The sequence below is a fragment of the Caulobacter sp. genome, assembly GCF_039596335.1.
Lineage (GTDB): Bacteria > Pseudomonadota > Alphaproteobacteria > Caulobacterales > Caulobacteraceae > Caulobacter.
On the sequence record NZ_JBCNJZ010000009.1, the window covers coordinates 205,915 to 222,905 of the forward strand.

The 16,991-nt window shown below is 68.1% G+C and carries 12 protein-coding genes and 1 tRNA gene; 9 read left to right on the plus strand and 4 right to left on the minus strand.

Annotated elements, in window-relative coordinates; genetic code table 11:
• Positions 1–15 precede the first annotated feature (15 nt).
• Genes ABDW31_RS19840 through ABDW31_RS19855 form a run of 4 tightly spaced genes read left to right on the plus strand, consistent with a single transcriptional unit; the run spans position 16 to position 3,223 of the window.
• Complete coding sequence (locus tag ABDW31_RS19840) at positions 16–1,392, plus strand: formimidoylglutamate deiminase (RefSeq protein WP_184721826.1); 1,377 nt, start codon at positions 16–18, stop codon at positions 1,390–1,392.
• A complete protein-coding gene (gene hutC / locus ABDW31_RS19845) occupies positions 1,389–2,096 on the plus strand; it encodes a histidine utilization repressor (protein WP_184721824.1) in 708 nt (235 codons plus the stop codon). The genes ABDW31_RS19840 and hutC overlap by 4 nt, the downstream gene beginning before the upstream one ends.
• Before the next feature lie 28 nt (positions 2,097–2,124).
• Positions 2,125–2,664, plus strand: coding sequence for a DUF1993 domain-containing protein (locus ABDW31_RS19850; RefSeq protein ID WP_184721822.1), 540 nt, complete (start codon positions 2,125–2,127; stop codon positions 2,662–2,664).
• The gene (locus ABDW31_RS19855; protein ID WP_221444732.1) at positions 2,657–3,223 is read left to right on the plus strand and encodes a cysteine hydrolase family protein; all 567 of its coding nucleotides are present in this window, start codon (positions 2,657–2,659) and stop codon (positions 3,221–3,223) included. The genes ABDW31_RS19850 and ABDW31_RS19855 overlap by 8 nt, the downstream gene beginning before the upstream one ends.
• Before the next feature lie 12 nt (positions 3,224–3,235).
• Here ABDW31_RS19855 and ABDW31_RS19860 read toward each other — a convergent pair.
• Positions 3,236–3,312, minus strand: a tRNA-Met gene (locus ABDW31_RS19860).
• Positions 3,313–3,365: 53 nt separating this feature from the next.
• Positions 3,366–3,842, minus strand: a complete 477-nt coding sequence (gene ybaK, locus ABDW31_RS19865; RefSeq protein ID WP_184721820.1) for a Cys-tRNA(Pro) deacylase — start codon at positions 3,840–3,842, stop codon at positions 3,366–3,368.
• Positions 3,843–3,888: 46 nt separating this feature from the next.
• Between ybaK and ABDW31_RS19870 the strand changes: the two genes are divergently transcribed.
• From ABDW31_RS19870 to ABDW31_RS19880, 3 genes are all read left to right on the plus strand, one after another.
• On the plus strand, positions 3,889–5,577 hold the full coding sequence (locus ABDW31_RS19870) for a copper resistance system multicopper oxidase (RefSeq protein WP_184724149.1): 1,689 nt from the start codon (positions 3,889–3,891) through the stop codon (positions 5,575–5,577).
• Entirely contained in the window at positions 5,577–6,482 is a 906-nt protein-coding gene (locus tag ABDW31_RS19875) for a copper resistance protein B (protein ID WP_184721819.1), read from the plus strand. Before ABDW31_RS19870 ends, ABDW31_RS19875 begins: the two co-directional genes overlap by 1 nt.
• 94 nt (positions 6,483–6,576) lie before the next feature.
• Positions 6,577–8,163 (plus strand): fatty acid--CoA ligase, encoded by a 1,587-nt coding sequence (locus ABDW31_RS19880; protein ID WP_184721817.1) that lies wholly within the window; start codon positions 6,577–6,579, stop codon positions 8,161–8,163.
• 132 nt (positions 8,164–8,295) lie between these two features.
• Here the strand turns inward: ABDW31_RS19880 and ABDW31_RS19885 are convergent, their stop codons facing one another.
• Both ABDW31_RS19885 and ABDW31_RS19890 read right to left on the minus strand, forming a co-directional pair.
• A complete protein-coding gene (locus ABDW31_RS19885) occupies positions 8,296–10,560 on the minus strand; it encodes a beta-glucosidase (protein WP_184721815.1) in 2,265 nt (754 codons plus the stop codon).
• Positions 10,561–10,616: 56 nt separating this feature from the next.
• The gene (locus ABDW31_RS19890) at positions 10,617–11,645 is read right to left on the minus strand and encodes a LacI family DNA-binding transcriptional regulator (RefSeq protein WP_343699439.1); all 1,029 of its coding nucleotides are present in this window, start codon (positions 11,643–11,645) and stop codon (positions 10,617–10,619) included.
• 591 nt (positions 11,646–12,236) lie between these two features.
• Here ABDW31_RS19890 and ABDW31_RS19895 point away from each other — a divergent pair.
• On the plus strand, positions 12,237–15,311 hold the full coding sequence (locus ABDW31_RS19895; RefSeq protein ID WP_184721811.1) for a TonB-dependent receptor: 3,075 nt from the start codon (positions 12,237–12,239) through the stop codon (positions 15,309–15,311).
• A 149-nt stretch (positions 15,312–15,460) separates the two neighbouring features.
• Complete coding sequence (locus tag ABDW31_RS19900; protein WP_184721809.1) at positions 15,461–16,981, plus strand: tryptophan halogenase family protein; 1,521 nt, start codon at positions 15,461–15,463, stop codon at positions 16,979–16,981.
• Positions 16,982–16,991: the final 10 nt, after the last annotated feature.

A 16,991-nucleotide genomic window follows, 5' to 3' on the forward strand; every position in this document is an offset into this window, starting at 1 on the left:
GATGAGGCTTGTCCAGTGACCGACGCGCAAATTCCTGAAGCTTCCACGGTGGTCTGGTGCGAGAGCGCCCTGCTGGCGGACGGCTGGGCCCGGGGCGTGAAGTTCACGATCACCGACGGCCGTATCGGACGCATCGACACCGACACCTCGGCCGGTGACGCGCAGCGGCTGGGGCCCGCGCTGCCGGGCCTGGGCAATGTCCATAGCCACGCCTTCCAGCGCGCCATGGCGGGCCTGGCCGAGACGCGCGGCGAAACGGGCGACAACTTCTGGACCTGGCGCGAGGTGATGTACCGCTTCCTGGAGCGGTTGGACCCCGACATGGCCCAGGCCATTGCCGCCATGAGCCAGGTCGAGATGCTGGAGGGCGGCTTCACGCGGGTGGGCGAGTTCCACTACCTGCATCATGCGCCCGATGGCAGGTTCTACGACAACCCAGCCGAGATGGCGGCGCGGATGGCGGCGGCGGCGGAAGAGACGGGGATCGGCCTGACCTTGCTGCCGGTGTTCTACGCCCACTCGAACTTTGGCGGCCTGCCGCCCACCGACGGCCAGAAGCGCTTCATCCATGACGTCGACGGTTTTGCGCGGCTGGTCGAGGCTTGCCGCGAGATCGTCGCGCCCCTGCCCGAGGCGGTGGTCGGGATCGCCCCTCACAGCCTGCGCGCGGTGACGGGCGATGAGCTGACCGCCATCCTGCCGCTGGCCGCCGGCGGGCCGATCCACATGCACGTGGCCGAGCAGACCAAGGAGGTTGACGACTGCCTGGCCGCCACCGGCGCGCGCCCGGTCCGCTGGCTGATGAACCACACCGAGGTCGATAAGCGGTGGTGCCTGATCCACGCCACCCACATCAACGCCACCGAGACCGAACGCCTGGCCAAGAGCGGCGCGGTGGCTGGACTCTGCCCGGTGACCGAGGCCAATCTCGGCGACGGCATATTTCCGGCCCCGGACTATCTGGCCGCCGGCGGAAGCTTCGGGATCGGGACGGACTCCAACATCGTGATCGACGCGGCCCAGGAACTGCGGACCATGGAATACGCCCAGCGCCTGAGCCGTCGAGCCCGCAATGTCCTGGCGGGCGGCGCGCGCCGCTCGACTGGCGGCGACCTGTGGCGCGCGGCCATGATCGGCGGGGCCCAGGCCCTGGGCGTCGGCCGCGGTGGCCTCCGTCGCGGCGCGCCGGCCGACTTCATCACGCTGGACGCCAACCATCCGAACCTGGTCGGCCGCGCCGGTGACACTCTGATCGACAGCCTGGTCTTCGCCGGCGGCGGGATCGACACCGTCTGGCGGCACGGTAAGCAGCTGGTCTCCGGCGGCCGCCACCACGCCCGCGACGCGATCACTGCGCGTTACGTCCAGACCCTGAAGGCCCTGCTGGCGTGACCGGACCGCTGCACCAGCGCATCCGCTCGGAGATCGAGGGCCACATCCGTTCCGGCGCCTGGGAGCCCGGCCATCGCGCGCCGACCGAGGCCGAGCTGATGGCCCAGTACGGCTGCTCGCGGATGACGGTGAACAAGGCCATGACCGCCCTGGTCGAGGCCGGGCTGATCGTGCGCCGCAAGCGGGCAGGCTCCTTCGTGGCCCGGCCCAAGGTGCACGCGCCGGTGTTGAACATTCCCGATATCCAGTCCGAGATCGTTGCGCGGGGCGAGGCCTACGCCTTTCGCCTGCTGTCGCGCGCGGTGCGGGCGGCCGACCGCGACAACCCCGACGAGGTCGAGTTGGCGGCGGGCGGCAAGCTGCTGGCGCTGGACGGCGTGCACGACGCCGGTGGCCGGCCGTTCGCCCTGGAGCGTCGCCTCGTCTCCCTGACGGCCGCGCCGGCCATGGAAGCCGCCGACTTAGTGGTGATCCCGCCCGGCGTCTGGCTGCTGGAGAACGTCGCCTGGACCGAGGCCGAGAGCCGCATCAGCGCCGTCAACGCCGACGCTGACGACGCCCGCCTGCTGGCCCTGGACGAGGGCGCGGCCTGCCTGATCGTCGATCGCCGCACTTGGCGCGAGGGCCAGCACGTCACCCGCGTGCGCCAGGTCTTCCCCGGCGAGGCCTATGACCTGGTGGCGCGGTTCGGCCCTGGCGCTTAGCCTGTCGCCCGACTCAAGGAGAGGCCCCATGGATCTGCACGCGCTGACCGTCCCGACCTATGTCCAGATGCTCAAGGGCCTGACCGGCCAGCTGGCCAAGGGCGAGGCCCTGGTCGCCGAGGAGGGGAGCGCCGCGCAGGACCTGCTTGGCGCGCGCCTGGCGCCGGACATGTTTCCGCTGTCGACCCAGGTCCGCTATGCCTGCACCCAAGCCAGCGAGGTGCTGCGCTATCTGACCGGCGCCGAGCCGTTCGCGCCGGCGGAAGACGCTGCTGACTTCGACGGCCTGCGCGCCCAGTTGGCCGACGCCATCGCCCGCCTGGAGGCGACGCCCGCTTCGGCCTTCGACGGTGTCGCCAGCCGCGAGATCACCGTGACCCTGCCCAACGGCATCGTCTTCGACGTGACGGGCGAGCAGTTCGTCCGCGACTGGGCGCTGCCGCAGTTCTACTTCCACCTGAGCATGGCCTACGCGATCCTGCGCCACAAAGGCGTGGCGCTGGGCAAGCCCGACTGGGTCAGCCACATGTTCGCCTATATCCGCCCCGGCACGCTGCCCGGTGGCTGAGGCGGGCGCCCATCCCGCCCACGGCGCGGTGCTGCTGCTGATCGACCTGCAGAAGGCGATCGACCATCCCTCGTGGGGCGTGCGCAACAACCCGGACGCCGAGGCCCATCTGGCGGCGCTGCTGGCGTTGTGGCGCGGCAAGGGCTGGCCGGTCTGGCACGTGCGCCATGACTCGGTTCACGCCACGTCGCACTACCGGCCGGGCCAGCCGCTGCATGCCTTCCGGCCGGGCGCGGAGCCGCAGGACGGCGAGCCGGTGATCGGCAAGCAGACCAACAGCGCCTTCATCGGCACGACCCTGGAAGCCGACCTCAAGGCGCGCGGCGATTTGCGCCTGGTCGTGGCCGGCGTGATCACCAACAACTCGGTCGAGGCCACCGTCCGCATGGCCGGCAATCTGGGCTTCACGCCCTGGCTGGTCGAGGACGCCGGCTTCACCTTCGGGCGGACGGACTTCGACGGCGTCGAGCGCACGGCGCAAGAGGTCCACGCGATGAGCCTGGCCAATCTGGATGGGGAATATTGCACGGTGATCCGCACACGCGATCTGATCGCTTGAGGCGGAAGGTCCTGGTGGCGGGGGGCGGGATCGAACCGCCGACCTGTGGGTTATGAATCCACCGCTCTAACCATCTGAGCTACCCAGCCGGACCAGGAGGCGCGGCTTATAGGCGAGAACGGCGCGGGATTTCAAGCCCGCCTTATTCCGAGACGATCGCCGCCGTCACCGCGCCCAGGGCCTTCACCGCTTCCGCGGGCGCCAGCTTGACCTGCAGGCCGCGCTGGCCGCCGTTGAGGAACACGTAGGGCTCGGCCAGGGCGGCTTCTTCCATGACCGTCGGCAGGCGCTTCTTCTGGCCGAAGGGGCTGACGCCGCCGACCTTGTAGCCGGTGATGCGCTCGGCGTCGGGCACCGGCGCCATGGCGGCCGACTTGCCCTTCAGGGCGGCGGCCAGCTTCTTCATGCTGACCTCCTTGTCCGAGGGCAGGATGGCGCAGGCGGGTTTGCCGTCCAGCATCACCACCAGGGTCTTGAGCACGCGGGCGGGGTCTTCGCCCAAAGCCTCTGCAGCCTGCAGGCCGACACGTTCCGAACCCGGATCGTAGTCATACGTATGCAGGTCGAAGGCGACGCCGGCCTTGGTCAGTGCGATCGTGGCGGGGGTGCTTCTGGACATGGGCGGCGTGATAGCCCAAGTCCAGCCCGGCTTGGAATACGGATCAGTGATGACGGCTTTCGATCGACGGACCCTGCTGCGTGGCGCTTTCGGTTTGGGCGCGACGGGACTGCTGCCCGGCTGGGCGCGCGCGGCCGACCCCGGGCGCTCGCCCGCGGCGCTGACCGGCGAGGAGATCAAGCTGACCATCGGCCATGCGGCGGCGCGGATCGACGGCAAGGCCGGCCACGCGGTCACCGCCAACGGCACGCTGCCCGGTCCGCTGATCCGGCTGAAGGAAGGTCAGAACGTTCGCATCGCGGTGACCAACGCGCTGCACGACGAGGACACCTCGATCCACTGGCATGGCCTGCTGCTGCCGTTCCAGATGGACGGCGTGCCGGGCGTCAGCTTCCCGGGCATCAAGCCGGGCGAGACCTTCACCTACGAATTCCCCGTCCGGCAGTCGGGCACCTACTGGTGGCACAGCCATTCGGGGCTGCAGGAGCAGATCGGCCTCTATGCGCCTATGATCATCGACCCGGCCGGCGAAGACCCTATTCCCTATGACCGCGAGCACGTCGTGGTGCTGTCGGACTGGAGCTTCCTGCATCCGCACGAGCTGTTCCGGAAGCTGAAGGTCAATGCCGGTCACTTCAACATGCAGCGCCAGACGGTCGCCGGCCTGCTGGCGGGCCAGGATCAGGCGCTGAAGGACCGCGCCGAGTGGGCCAGGATGCGGATGGATCCCACCGACATCGCCGACGTCACGGGCTCGATCTACACCTATCTCGTCAATGGGCACGGGCCTGGCGACAACTGGACGGGCCTGTTCGCACCCGGCGAGCGGGTGCGGCTGCGCTTCATCAACGCAGCGGCCATGACGGTCTTCAACGTCCGCATCCCGGGGCTTGGCCTGGACGTCGTGGCCACCGACGGCCAGCCGGTGTCGCCCGTACGCGTCGACGAGTTCCAGATCGCCCCGGCCGAGACCTTCGACGTCATCGTCCGGCCGACGGAGGATCGCGCCTTTACCTTGGTGGCCGAGGCTTCGGACCGCTCGGGCATGGCCCGCGCCACCCTGGCCCCGCGCGCCGGCATGACCGCCGCTGTCCCGCCGCTGCGCAAGCGCCCTGTGGCGACGATGAAGGACATGGGGATGGGCGACATGCACCAAGGCATGGATATGCCAGGGATGGACATGTCGATGCGGGCTCAGAGCAACGCGCCGAACGTACCGCTGACGCCCGGCGTCCAGACCATCTCGCCGATGCCGGCCGACCGCATGGCCGAGCCGCCGCAAGGCTTGGCCGATGTCGGTCACAAGGTGCTGACCTACTCGGATCTGGCCAACCTGAACGCGCCCGAGGACCCCCGGCCGCCCGAGCGGACGGTCGAGATCCACCTCACCGGCAACATGGAGCGCTTCATGTGGGCGTTCGACGGCGAGGCCTATGGGCCGGTCAAGAAGCCGATCCCGTTCCGGCGCGGCGAGCGGGCGCGGGTGGTGCTGGTCAACGACACCATGATGGCCCACCCGATCCACCTGCACGGCCACTTCTTCGAGCTGGTCAACGGCCAGGACCGCCAACCGCTGAAGCACACGGTCAATGTCGCGCCGGGCGGCAAGGTGGCCTTCGACTTCACCGCCAGCGAACCGGGTGACTGGGCCTTCCACTGTCACCTGCTGCTGCACATGCATGCGGGGATGTTTAACGTCGTCACCGTGCGGCCCCTGGAAGGGGAGGGCGCGTGATGTTGCTGCTGCTTCTCCTCGCCGCCGGCCAACACGAGCACCATCAGGCCGCGCCGACACCTGCGCCCGACCCCCACGCCGGTCACCACATGCCGGCCCTCGCGGCTGATCCCCATGCGGGTCACCAGATGGCGCCGCCGCCGGCCGCTGATCCGCACGCGGGGCACGACATGTCGGGCCATGCCGGCCACACGATGAGCGCCCCCGCCGCCAGCGCCGCGCCGCCGCCGGTCCCGACCGACCACGCCGCCGAGCGCTTCCACACGCCGGAGGCCATGGCCGCCGCCCGCGCGCAGCTGGCCAAGGAGCATGGCGGCGGCAGCTTCTGGACCGTCCGCGCCGACCAGGCCGAGCACCGCTTCCGCAAGGGCGCCGACGCTCAGGCCTTCGAGGGCGAGGCCTGGTGGGGCAATGACTTCGACAAGTGGGTGATCAAGGCGCGCGGCGAGCGCGTGGACGGCAGCGGCTGGGAGAGCGGCGAGTTCGAGGCCCTGAAGGCCTGGACCGTCGGGCCGTATTTCGACCTGCAGGCCGGTGTCCGCTACGACCTGGCTCCGAAAGGCCGGACCTATGCCAGCCTCGGTTTCGAGGGCCTGGCCCCGTATTGGTTCGAGGTCCAGGGCGCGGCCTATATCTCCGACCAGGGCGACGTCTCGGCGCGAGCCGAGGCCTCGTACGACCTGCGCCTGACCCAGAAGCTGATCCTGCAGCCGCGCGTCGAGGCCGATGTCGCCAAGGCGGGCGCAGCGCGGCTCGAGGGCGGTTTGCGCCTGCGCTACGAGTTCAAGCGCGAGTTTGCGCCCTATGTCGGCATCGTTCGCGAGCGGGCTTTCGGCCCGGCGGTGGTCGTCGGCGAGCGGGCGGGGAGCACGGCGGTGGTGGTCGGCGTCCGCGCCTGGCGCTGAGCCACCCTATCGTAACGGATAGCTTGCCGCCGACGTAAGCCTGCCCCAACATTCGTTTGATTGGCCGTAGAGCTGACGAACAATGGGAGCAGGCATGGCCGACGCGATCGACTTCGACCGCATGAACACCCTGGGCGATGTCGCCCGCTATCATGCGGAGGCTCGTCCCGACGAGGTCGCGTTCAGTTTCGAGGGGCGCGACACCAGCTTCGCCGCCTTCGACCGCCATTCGAACCAGGTGGCCAACGCCCTGATCGCGGCGGGCCTCTCGACCGGCGACCGCATCGCCTATGTCGGCAAGAACAGCGACTGGTACTTCGAGCTGCTGATCGGGGCCGCCAAGGCCGGCGTGGTGACCACGCCGATCGGCTGGCGCCTGGCCGCGCCCGAGATCGCCTATATCGTCGGCGACAGCGACGCCAAGATGGTCTTCGTCGGTCCCGAGCTGATCGACCATGTCGAGGCGGTCGCCAGCGAGTTGTCCTGCCGTCCCACCGTGATCGCGATGGAAGATGGCAGCCCCTATCAGACCTTCGAGACCTGGCGGGACATGCAGCCCGAAAGTGATCCGGCCAAGCCGGTCGCGACGTCGGACATCGCCATCCAACTCTATACCTCGGGGACGACGGGGCGGCCCAAGGGCGCGATGCTGACCCACGACAACCTCCTGGCCATGCGCCGCGAGGCCTCGAAGACGCCGCTGGCCTGGAACCAGTGGGGGCCCGAGGACGTCAGCCTGGTGGCCATGCCGGTGGCCCATATCGGCGGCACCGGCTGGGGTCTGGTCGGCCTGCTGAACGGCGCCAAGGGCGTGGTGGCCCGCGAGTTCGATCCGTTCAAGGTGCTGGACTATATCGAGAAGGACCGGGTCTCGAAGATGTTCATGGTGCCGGCCGCGCTGCAGATCGTGGTGCGCCAGCCCCGAGCCCGCGAGGTCGACTATTCGCGGCTCAGCCACATCCTCTACGGCGCCGCGCCCATTCCGCTCGATCTGCTGCGCGAGTGCATGGAGGTGTTCGGCTGCGGCTTCGTCCAGCAGTACGGCATGACCGAGACGACCGGCACGGTGGTCTATCTGCCGCCCGAGGATCACGACCCGGCCGGCAATGCGCGGATGCGGGCGGCGGGCCTGCCGATGCCGGGGGTCGAGATCAAGGTCATCGACGAGGCCGGCGCCAGCGTGCCGGCCAACACGGTGGGCGAGGTGGCGGTGCGCTCGCGCGCCAACATGGCCGGCTACTGGAAGCTGGGCGACGCCACCGCCAAGACCATCGACGCCGACGGCTGGCTGCGCACCGGCGACGCCGGCTATCTGGACGGGGACGGCTATCTGTTCATCCACGACCGGGTGAAGGACATGATCATCTCGGGCGGCGAGAACATCTATCCGGCCGAGGTCGAGAGCGCCGTCTACGGCCACCCGGATGTGGCCGAGGTGGCGGTGATCGGCGTGCCCGACGACAAGTGGGGCGAGGCGGTCAAGGCGGTGGTCGCCCCCAAGCCCGGCGTCACGCCGGATCCGGAAGCGATCATCGCCTTCGCCCGGACGCGGATCGCCCATTTCAAGGCGCCCAAGAGCGTTGACTTCGTGTCAGCGCTGCCGCGGAACGCGTCGGGCAAGATCCTGCGCCGGGAGCTGCGCGCGCCGTATTGGGAAGGGCGCGAGCGGCAGGTGAACTGACGCGAAAAGGTTCTCCCCCGCGATGCGGGGGAGGTGGCCCGAAGGGCCGGAGGGGGCAAGCTGGACGCATGCCGCATTAGCCCCCTCAGTCGCTCCGCGACAGCTCCCCCGCATCGCGGGGGAGCATCTTCCCTACTTCCCCGCCACCGTCAGGCTCTTGGCCGCCAGCGTCACTTCCGCCGTCGACGAGATCTTCCGCGACGACGCGCCCAGGGACACGTCATAGGCGCCGGCGGCGATCGACCAGCCGTGGGCCTTGCCGTCCCAGGTGGCCAAGAGACGCGGATCGACGGTCAGGCTGACATGCTGGGTCGCGCCCGGCGCCAGGCTGACCTTCTTGAACCCAGCCAGACGCTTGGGCGCTTCCCAGCCGCCGGCCTTGGGCCCGACATAGACCTGCGGCACGTCCTTGCCGGCGCGGGCGCCGGTGTTCTTGACGTCGAAGCTGACCGTGACCTTGTCGCCGGCCGCCACGGCCTTGAGGTTCGAATAGGCGAAGGTCGTGTACGAGAGGCCGTGGCCGAAGGCGAACAGCGGTTCGATCTGCTTGGCGTCGTACCACTTGTAGCCGACCGCGGCGCCTTCGATGTCGTAGTCGATGTCGAACAGTTCTTCGGGCTTCTTCGGGTCGCCATCCAGCTTGGGACGCGGCAGGTCGGCCACGCGCTTGGGGAAGCTGACGGGCAGGCGGCCCGTGGCGTCGACCTCGCCGGTCAGGACACGGGCGATGGCCTCGCCGCCGGCTGTGCCCGGGAACCAGGCCTCGACCACAGCCCCGACCTTGTCCAGCCACGGCATTAGCACCGGGCCGCCGGTGATCAGCACCACCACGGTCTTCTTGTTGGCCGAGGCTACGGCATCGATCGTGGCGTCCTGGTTCTTGGGCAGGTCCAGGGTCGCGACGTCCCACGACTCGGTGGTCCACTGGTCGGCGAAGACCAGGGCCAGATCGCTCTGCGCGGCCAGCTTGGCGGCGCGGGCCGGGTCCGTGCCGTCGTCATAGACCAGCTTGGCGCCGGGGTAGCGCTTGGCCAGAGCTTTGAGCGGCGAGGACGGATAATAGATCATCGGACCCGGCCAGGTGGCGGGCTCCAGGCCCTGCACCGCGCGACCGCCGGCCGGATAGACCTGCGAGGAGCCGCCGCCCGACAGCACGCCGACGTCGGCATGGGCGCCGATCACCGCGATGGTCTTGGCGGTCTTCGCGAGGGGGAGGAGACCGCCCTCGTTCTTCAGCAGGACGATGCCTTCCTCGGCGTCAGCCTGGGTGATCTTGGCGTGGGCGGCCAAAGTGGCGGCGGGCAGGCTGTCGGGCGCGCCGGCCAGCGGGTGGTCGACCGCGCCGCTGGCGAACAGGGCGCGCAACACGCGGCGGGCCATGTCGTCGACGCGGGCCTGGCTGACGCGGCCGGCGGCAAGGTCGGCCTTCAGCGGCTCGCCGAACCAGGGCTGCTTGTCGAAGGCTTCGCCGGCCGACTGCTGGTCGAGGCCGGCATTGGCCGCCTTGGCCGACGAGTGGTCGGCGCCCCAGTCCGACATCACATAGCCCTTGTAACCCCAGTCCTTCTTCAGGACGGTGTTCAGCAGCCAGTCGTTCTCGCAGGCGTAGACGCTGTTCACGCGGTTGTAGGCGCACATCACCGAGTGCGGGTCCGACTGCTCGATGGCGAACTGGAAGGCCAGAAGGTCCGAGGTGCGGGCCGCTGCGTCGCTGATGTTGGTGCTGTGGAAGAAGCGGCCGGTCTCCTGGCCGTTCAGGGCGTAGTGCTTGATCGTCGAGACGATGTGGTTGGACTGGATGCCGCGGATCTGGGCGGCGACCATCACGCCGGCCAGCCAGGGGTCCTCGCCGCCATATTCGAAGTTCCGGCCGTTGCGGGGCTCGCGCATCAGGTTGATGCCGCCGGCCAGCTGGACGTTGAAGCCCGAGTCGCGAGCCTCCTTGCCGATCATCGCGCCGCCCTGCTGGGCCAGCTCGGGATTCCAGGTCGCGGCGGTGGCGATGCCGGCGGGCAGGGCGGTGCGTTCGCGCAGGCCCTGGCGGGCGCCCTGGGTGGCGACGCCGACGCCGGCGTCGGTCTGCCACTGGCCCGGAATGCCCAGGCGCGGCACGCCGGCGATGTAGCCGGCCGAGGCGTCGCGCGAGTCGGGATGGCGCGTGTACTTCGGCTTCATGTCAGCGCCGAAGTAGCCGAAGATCACGGTGAACTTCTCGTCGCTGGTCATGGCCGCCAGGGCCAGGTCGGCGCGCTTGTCGGCGTCCAGCTTGGGGTTCAGCCACGGATGGGCAAGCTTAGCGGCGGGGGCTTGAGCCAGGGCGGGCGCGGTCGTCAGGGCCGGGATCGCGGCGCCGATCATCAAGGCGAGCGTCAGGCTCTTCCAGGTCGTCCGTTGCATGTTTCCTCCGTCGTGGGTCTGGCGTCCCGCGCGGTCTTCCGCGTCGGGACGGGATGTCAGGGTCTTCGGCTGCGGGCCGGACCGGTGGACTCGCGCACCACCAGGCTGTGCTGCGCGAGGAAGGGGGTGTTGGACCGGCCGGCGCCCTCGTTGGCGCTCCACGCCGCGAAGGTCTGCATCGCGCGCAGGGCCATCTGGTCGAACGGCTGGCGGATGGTGGTCAGGGACGGCCAGATCACTGCGGCGATCGGCACGTCGTCGAAGCCGACCACTGACAGGTCGTCGGGAATGCGCAAGCCGCGGCGCTGGGCTTCCATGCAGGTGGCGGCGGCCATGTCGTCGTTGGCGGCGAAGATCGCGGTCGGCGGATCCTCGATGTCCAGCAGGGCCTTGGCCGCGTCGATGCCGGTCTTGAAGGTGAAGTCGCCCGGCACGATCAGCTCAGGCGAGGGGCGCGGCAGGCCGCGCGCGGCATAGGCCTCGAAGAAACCGTTGCGGCGGTGGGTGCTGGCGGCGTGGTCCGGATGGCCGGCGATGTGGCCGATCCGCGTGTGGCCCAGCGAGAACAGATGCTCGACCACCTCGCGGGCGGCGGCGCGGTCGTCCATGCCGATGGCCGGAAACTGCGGGTCGGGCGTGGTGGGCGTGATCAGCACGCAGCGCACGTCCAGCTCGCGCATCAGGTCCTTCATCGGGCCGAAGTCGCACTCGGGCGGCAGCAGGATCATCTCGCGGATGCCGCTGTCGCGCACGAAGGCGCGGACGCGGTCGGCCCAGCCGGGAACGGGACCCTCGGTTAGGTCGACCGACAGGTGGCGCCCGCTCTCCACGCAAGCCAGCAGCAGGGCGTGGTGGACGCGGGTGTGATAGCCGCCCGACGGGTCGCCCATCAGTACGCCAACCGAGCCCGATCCCTGCGAGCGTAGGCTGCGGGCCACGGCGCTGGGCTGGTAGTCGAGGGCGTTCATGGCCGCACGGACACGGTCGCGCGTCTTGGCGCTGACGCTCTCGTGATCGTTGAGCACGCGGGAAACGGTCTTGGGCGAAACGCCCGCCCGTTCCGCCACGTCGTTGATCGTCGTCATGAGTCCCCGTGTCCGCTCCACCGCCAAGCTTGCCGGCCAGCCCATCAGGGAAAGGCGGCCGCGACAAGGCGACAGATGACGCGACCTGTAACCGGCTTTGTCCCTGCTGTCATCCTTCGGGACAAAAATGGGTCATTTATGGGTCATTATTCGGGACATTTACAGGACATTTTTCGGCGAAAACGCTTGGCGGATCGTGATTTTTCAGGGGACCTGACATCGCGTCCGGCGAGAGAGGCGAACTTTAGGGCGCCACCGGTGTCGCCGTTGGGGAAGTCCTTGAATTACTGGGGAAGGTTCTGAGTTTTGGGGCGCTGAGATGGCGATTTCAGCGCCCGTGGCCCGCTCTCCGGCCGCCCGCTCGCCGCTCCGAAAGCCTTATGGTCCGGGAATGACAACGTTGACATTCTTGTTGACTTGTCCGGGACAATTGCGCGAGTGTCACAATGTTCGATGAAGGCGCGGGGCCAGAATCGGATGTCCGGGCGCCGGGGCCTAACCGCCTCAACGTTCCTCGAGAGCCGCCGACAAAGAGCGGGGGCGCGAGGCGCGGGCGACCAACAAGAACGAGATAATTTGGGGAGCGAGGAATTGTCACAGGAAGCAAGGAAAACTGCGCTTGCGCGCGGTCTGACGCTGGCGCTGGTCGCCGGTGCGTCGCAACTGGCGTTGGCCTCCGGAGCCTTCGCTCAGGAAGTCAACGACACGCAGATCGAAGAAGTCGTCGTCACCGGCGTCCGCGGTTCGCAGATCAAGTCGGTGGACGTGAAGCGCCGTGAGGCCGCCATCGTCGACGCCATCTCGTCGGAAGACATCGGCAAGCTGCCCGACGTCACCATCGCCGACTCGCTGCAGCGGATCTCGGGCATCCAGATCCAGCGCGATGCGGGCGAGGGCAAGACCGTCAACATCCGCGGTCTGCGCCAGGTCATCACCCTGCTGAACGGCGAACAGTATCTCAGCGCCGGCAACATGGGCGAAGCCCAGCCGAACCTGCTGGACGTGCCGTCGCAGCTGATGAACCAGGTGCTGGTCTACAAGTCGACCGATCCGCGCAACGCCCTGTCGGGCATCTCGGGCACCATCGACCTGCGCACCCGCCGTCCGTTCCAGTTCGGCGAAGGCCTGACCTTCACCGGCGCGGCCGAAGCCCAGCGCGGCGAACGCACCAAGAAGGACGACTATCTGGTCAACGGCGTCGTCAACTGGCGCAATGATCGCGTCGGCGTGATGGTCGGCGCGGCGCTCAGCGACTCCAACCTGGGCAACAACTATTCGGGCGCGGTCAGCCTGTCGGGTAACAACGACTGGGGCGGCGGCTTCCCGAGCAACTTCATCTCGCCGCACGGCTACGAGAGCTTCAACCGGGTGGTCGAGCGCAAGCGTCTGGGCCTGAACGCGGCGGTCGAGTTCGATCTGGGCGAGGGCTTCACCCTGATCGCCGAGGGCTTCTACGCCAAACTCGACGAGTACAACCGCGCCATCGGCATCAATATCTCCAACCGTTGGGACGGCGGCGCGTTCGGCGCGTGGACCAAGCCGACGGCGTCGACCTCGGCCGGCAAGAACTGGCTGGCGGTGGACGAGTACGACATCGACGCCTGGTGGGTGAACTCCTTCAGCGTCAACCGTACGACCAAGTCCAAGACCAAGAACTTCAACCTCGAGCTCAACTACGACAACGGCGGTCCGTTCACCTTCGAGGCCCGGGCCATCCGCGCCGACGGCGACCGTCTCAGCATGAACGGCCAGGCCCAGGGCGACCTGAGCAACTGGCGCTATGCGCCGGGCCGCTTCAACCTGTTCCGCGACGCGGCCGACCGCACGCGCGGCACGTTCTATCCCAAGGCCATCTGCGACAAGTTCACGGCCGCGCGCCGCACCAACGCGATCACCGGCAGCGCCGGCGGCTGCTATCTGGATCCGAACCCGCTGGGCTACGGCCAGAACCCGCAGCTGCACTACAACATCAGCGGTGATCACCCGGTGTGGAGCGGCTTCGACCGTCCGATCTCGGGCGGCCTTGGCGCCGGCAAGTCCCTCAAGGACTACATGGCCAACAAGGACAGCTACGCCATCGGGGCCTTCTCGTCGGAAGGCAACAACGAAGTCGAGTCGGACATGAACGTGTTCCGCGCCGACGGCCACTACAAGTTCGACGACAAGCTTCTGGGCTTCATCACCAAGGTCGACGGCGGCGTTCGCCAGAGCCAGCGCTCGGTCGAGGTCGAGCAGTTCCACCTGTTCTCGGGCTTCTACGGCAATACGCCGGGCGCGGTGCAGGCCAACGGCTCGCCCGTTCCGGCCGGCGGCTGCGAGGCCCAGTGGAAGGCCATCGACGTCGTCATGAACCAGAACCAGTGCCAGGCGGGCGAATTCGTGCCCGATCCGGTCACCGGTCTGCCGGTGTTCCAGGGCTATACGATCAATGCCCCGACCAGCCTGTCGACCTACAACAACGTGCTCTGGGTCGACGACCTGGGCGGCATCACCAGCGGCATTCCCGGCTTCTGGGCGATCGACCCGCGCGACTTCGACGACGCCAAGGCCTTCCACGAGAAGGTGTTCGGCGGCGCCATCCGCGTGCAGGTGCCGGGCCAGACCTTCGACGTCACCCTGCGTGAACAGAGCGCCTACGGCGCGGCCAACTTCGAGATCGGCCGTCTGTCGGGCAATGTCGGCCTGCGCGTGATCGAGACCGAACTGACGGTGAAGCAGAACCTCACCGGCGACACCCGCAACTACGGCGACACCAACGCCGACGCCGGTGATCAGCTGACGCGGCGCAAGTACACCGACTGGCTGCCGTCGCTGAACGCCACCTATGACGTCACCGACAACCTGAAACTGCGCTTCGCCTACAGCAAGACCATGCAACCGCTGGATCTGCAGCGTTACGGCGGCGGTCTGAAGATCAACACTTCCGACTGCGGCTGCGCGCAGAACATCCGCTACGTCACCAGCGCCGAGTCCTCGGGCAACCCGATGCTGAACCCGTGGCGGTCGAACAACTTCGACGGGGCGGTCGAGTACTACTTCGGTCGCGCCTCGATGATTAACGTCTCGGCCTTCCTGCTGAAGATCAACAGCTTCGTCACTGACGGCGTCACCACGGGTCGCTTCCCTGACCAGGACGGCGTGATCCGCCGCACAGTCAACGTCACCCTGCCCATCCAGGGCGATGGCGGCGAGGTGAAGGGTCTGGAAGTCGGCGCCAAGCTGGCGGTCAGCGACTTCATGCCGGACGCCGGCTTCCTGTCGAACTTCGGCGTGGACACCAACTACACCTACTCGCCCAGCAAGGAGTCGCGTCTCGGCTTCGACGGCAAAGAACTGCCGTTCACCGACAACTCCAAGCACCAGTACAACCTGATTGGCTGGTACCAGGACGACAAGCTGCAGGTCCGCGTCGCCTACAACTATCGCACCGACCGTCTGGCCGAGGTGATGAGCAGCGCGATCCCGATCTATCAGAAGAGCACGGGCTATGTGGACGTGAATGTCAGCTACAACATTCGCGACAACATGACCGTCTACTTCAACGGTTCGAACGTGACCGGCGAGATCGAGGATTACTACGCTCGCTTCGGTGACGGTAAGACCCAGTACATCAAGCAGAACGAGTTCGAGCCCCGCTACACGGTGGGTCTGCGCGCTCGCTGGTAGTCGTCGAGTAAACCCCTCTCACCTCCTGCGGCCGCCGTGGATATCCACGGCGGCCTCTTTTTTTGAGAGGCGAGATGCGGCGTGCGCCGCTAGTCTCGGTTCAACCGGGTCCTCGAGAATCCGGACCATTTACTGACCGGGAGGGTCGCATGCGGGACAACAGAATCCGCAAGCTGGTGATCGTCGGCGGGGGCACCGCAGGCTGGATGGCGGCCGCGGCGTTGCGCCGGCACTTCCAGGGCGGGCCGCTGGAGATCACCCTGGTCGAGAGCTCCGAGATCGGCACGATCGGCGTGGGCGAGGCGACCATTCCCACGATCCGCGGCTTCTACCAGCAGCTGGGCCTGACCGACATCGAGGTGATGCAGGCCACCCAGGCGACCTGCAAGCTGGGCATCCGCTTCGACGGCTGGGTGCGACCCGGCCAAGCCTTCATCCATCCCTTCGGCCTGTTCGGCCAGGACCTGCGCGGCACGCCGTTCCACCACTACTGGCGCAAGCTGGCGCAGGCCGGCGAGGTCACCGACATCGCCGACTATTCGCTGGGCGCCTCCCTGGCGCGGGCCGGCAAGTTCATGGCCCCTCAGCGCAATCCGTCGTCGCCGCTGGGGATCTTCGACTGGGCCCTGCACTTCGACGCCAGCCTGTTCGCCCAGCTGATGCGCCGGGTGGCGCAGGACAACGGCGTGCGCCGGATCGACGCCAAGATCACCAAGGTCAATCTGGACGCCGAGACCGGCCACGTCGCCTCGCTGGACCTGGACACCGGGGCGAGCCTCGACGGCGACCTCTTCATCGACTGCTCGGGCTTTCGCGGCCTGCTGATCGAGGAGGCGCTGCAGACCGGCTACGAGTCCTGGAGCGACACCCTGCTGTGCGATCGCGCCTGGGCCGTGCAGAGCGAAGGGCAGGGCGAGCCGCCCCCCTATACCGACGTCACCGCCCAGAGCGCAGGCTGGCGCTGGCGCATCCCGCTGCAGCATCGCTACGGCAACGGCTACGTCTTTTCCTCGCGCCACATCAGCGAAGAAGACGCCCTGGCCGAGCTGAAGGCCGCCGTGCCCGATCCGCTGCTGCACGAGCCGCGCCTGATCCGCTTCAACCCCGGCCGCCGCAAGCAGGCCTGGAACAGGAACGTCATCGCCCTGGGCCTGTCGTCGGGCTTCCTGGAGCCGCTGGAAAGCACCTCGATCGCCCTGATCGAGACCGGCATCGAGAAGATCAAGGCGCTGTTCCCGGACCGCGACTTCGCGCCCGAGCTGGCCGACGAGTTCAACGACTGGTCCAAGCGCGAGATGGAGCGCGTGCGCGACTTCATCATCCTGCACTACTGGGCCAACAAGCGCGGCGACACGGTCTTCTGGCGCGACTGCAACGCCGTGACCCTGCCCGACACCCTGCAGCAGAAGGTCGACCTGTGGACCCGGCGCGGCCACTTCATCCGCTATCGCTGGGAGATGTTCCATCCCGCCAGCTGGCTGGCGATCTATGCGGGCTTCGAGCTGTTGCCCGAGACGATCGACCCGTCGCTGGACGGCATCGACCCCCAGACCCTCAGCGCGCCTCTGGCCGAGATGCGCAAGGCCATCGCCGAGGTGGTGGCTTCAGCCCCGCCGCACGGCGTCTTCCTCGAACAGTACTGCCGTCCGGTCGCGATGGCGGCCCAGTAGGATCAGACCG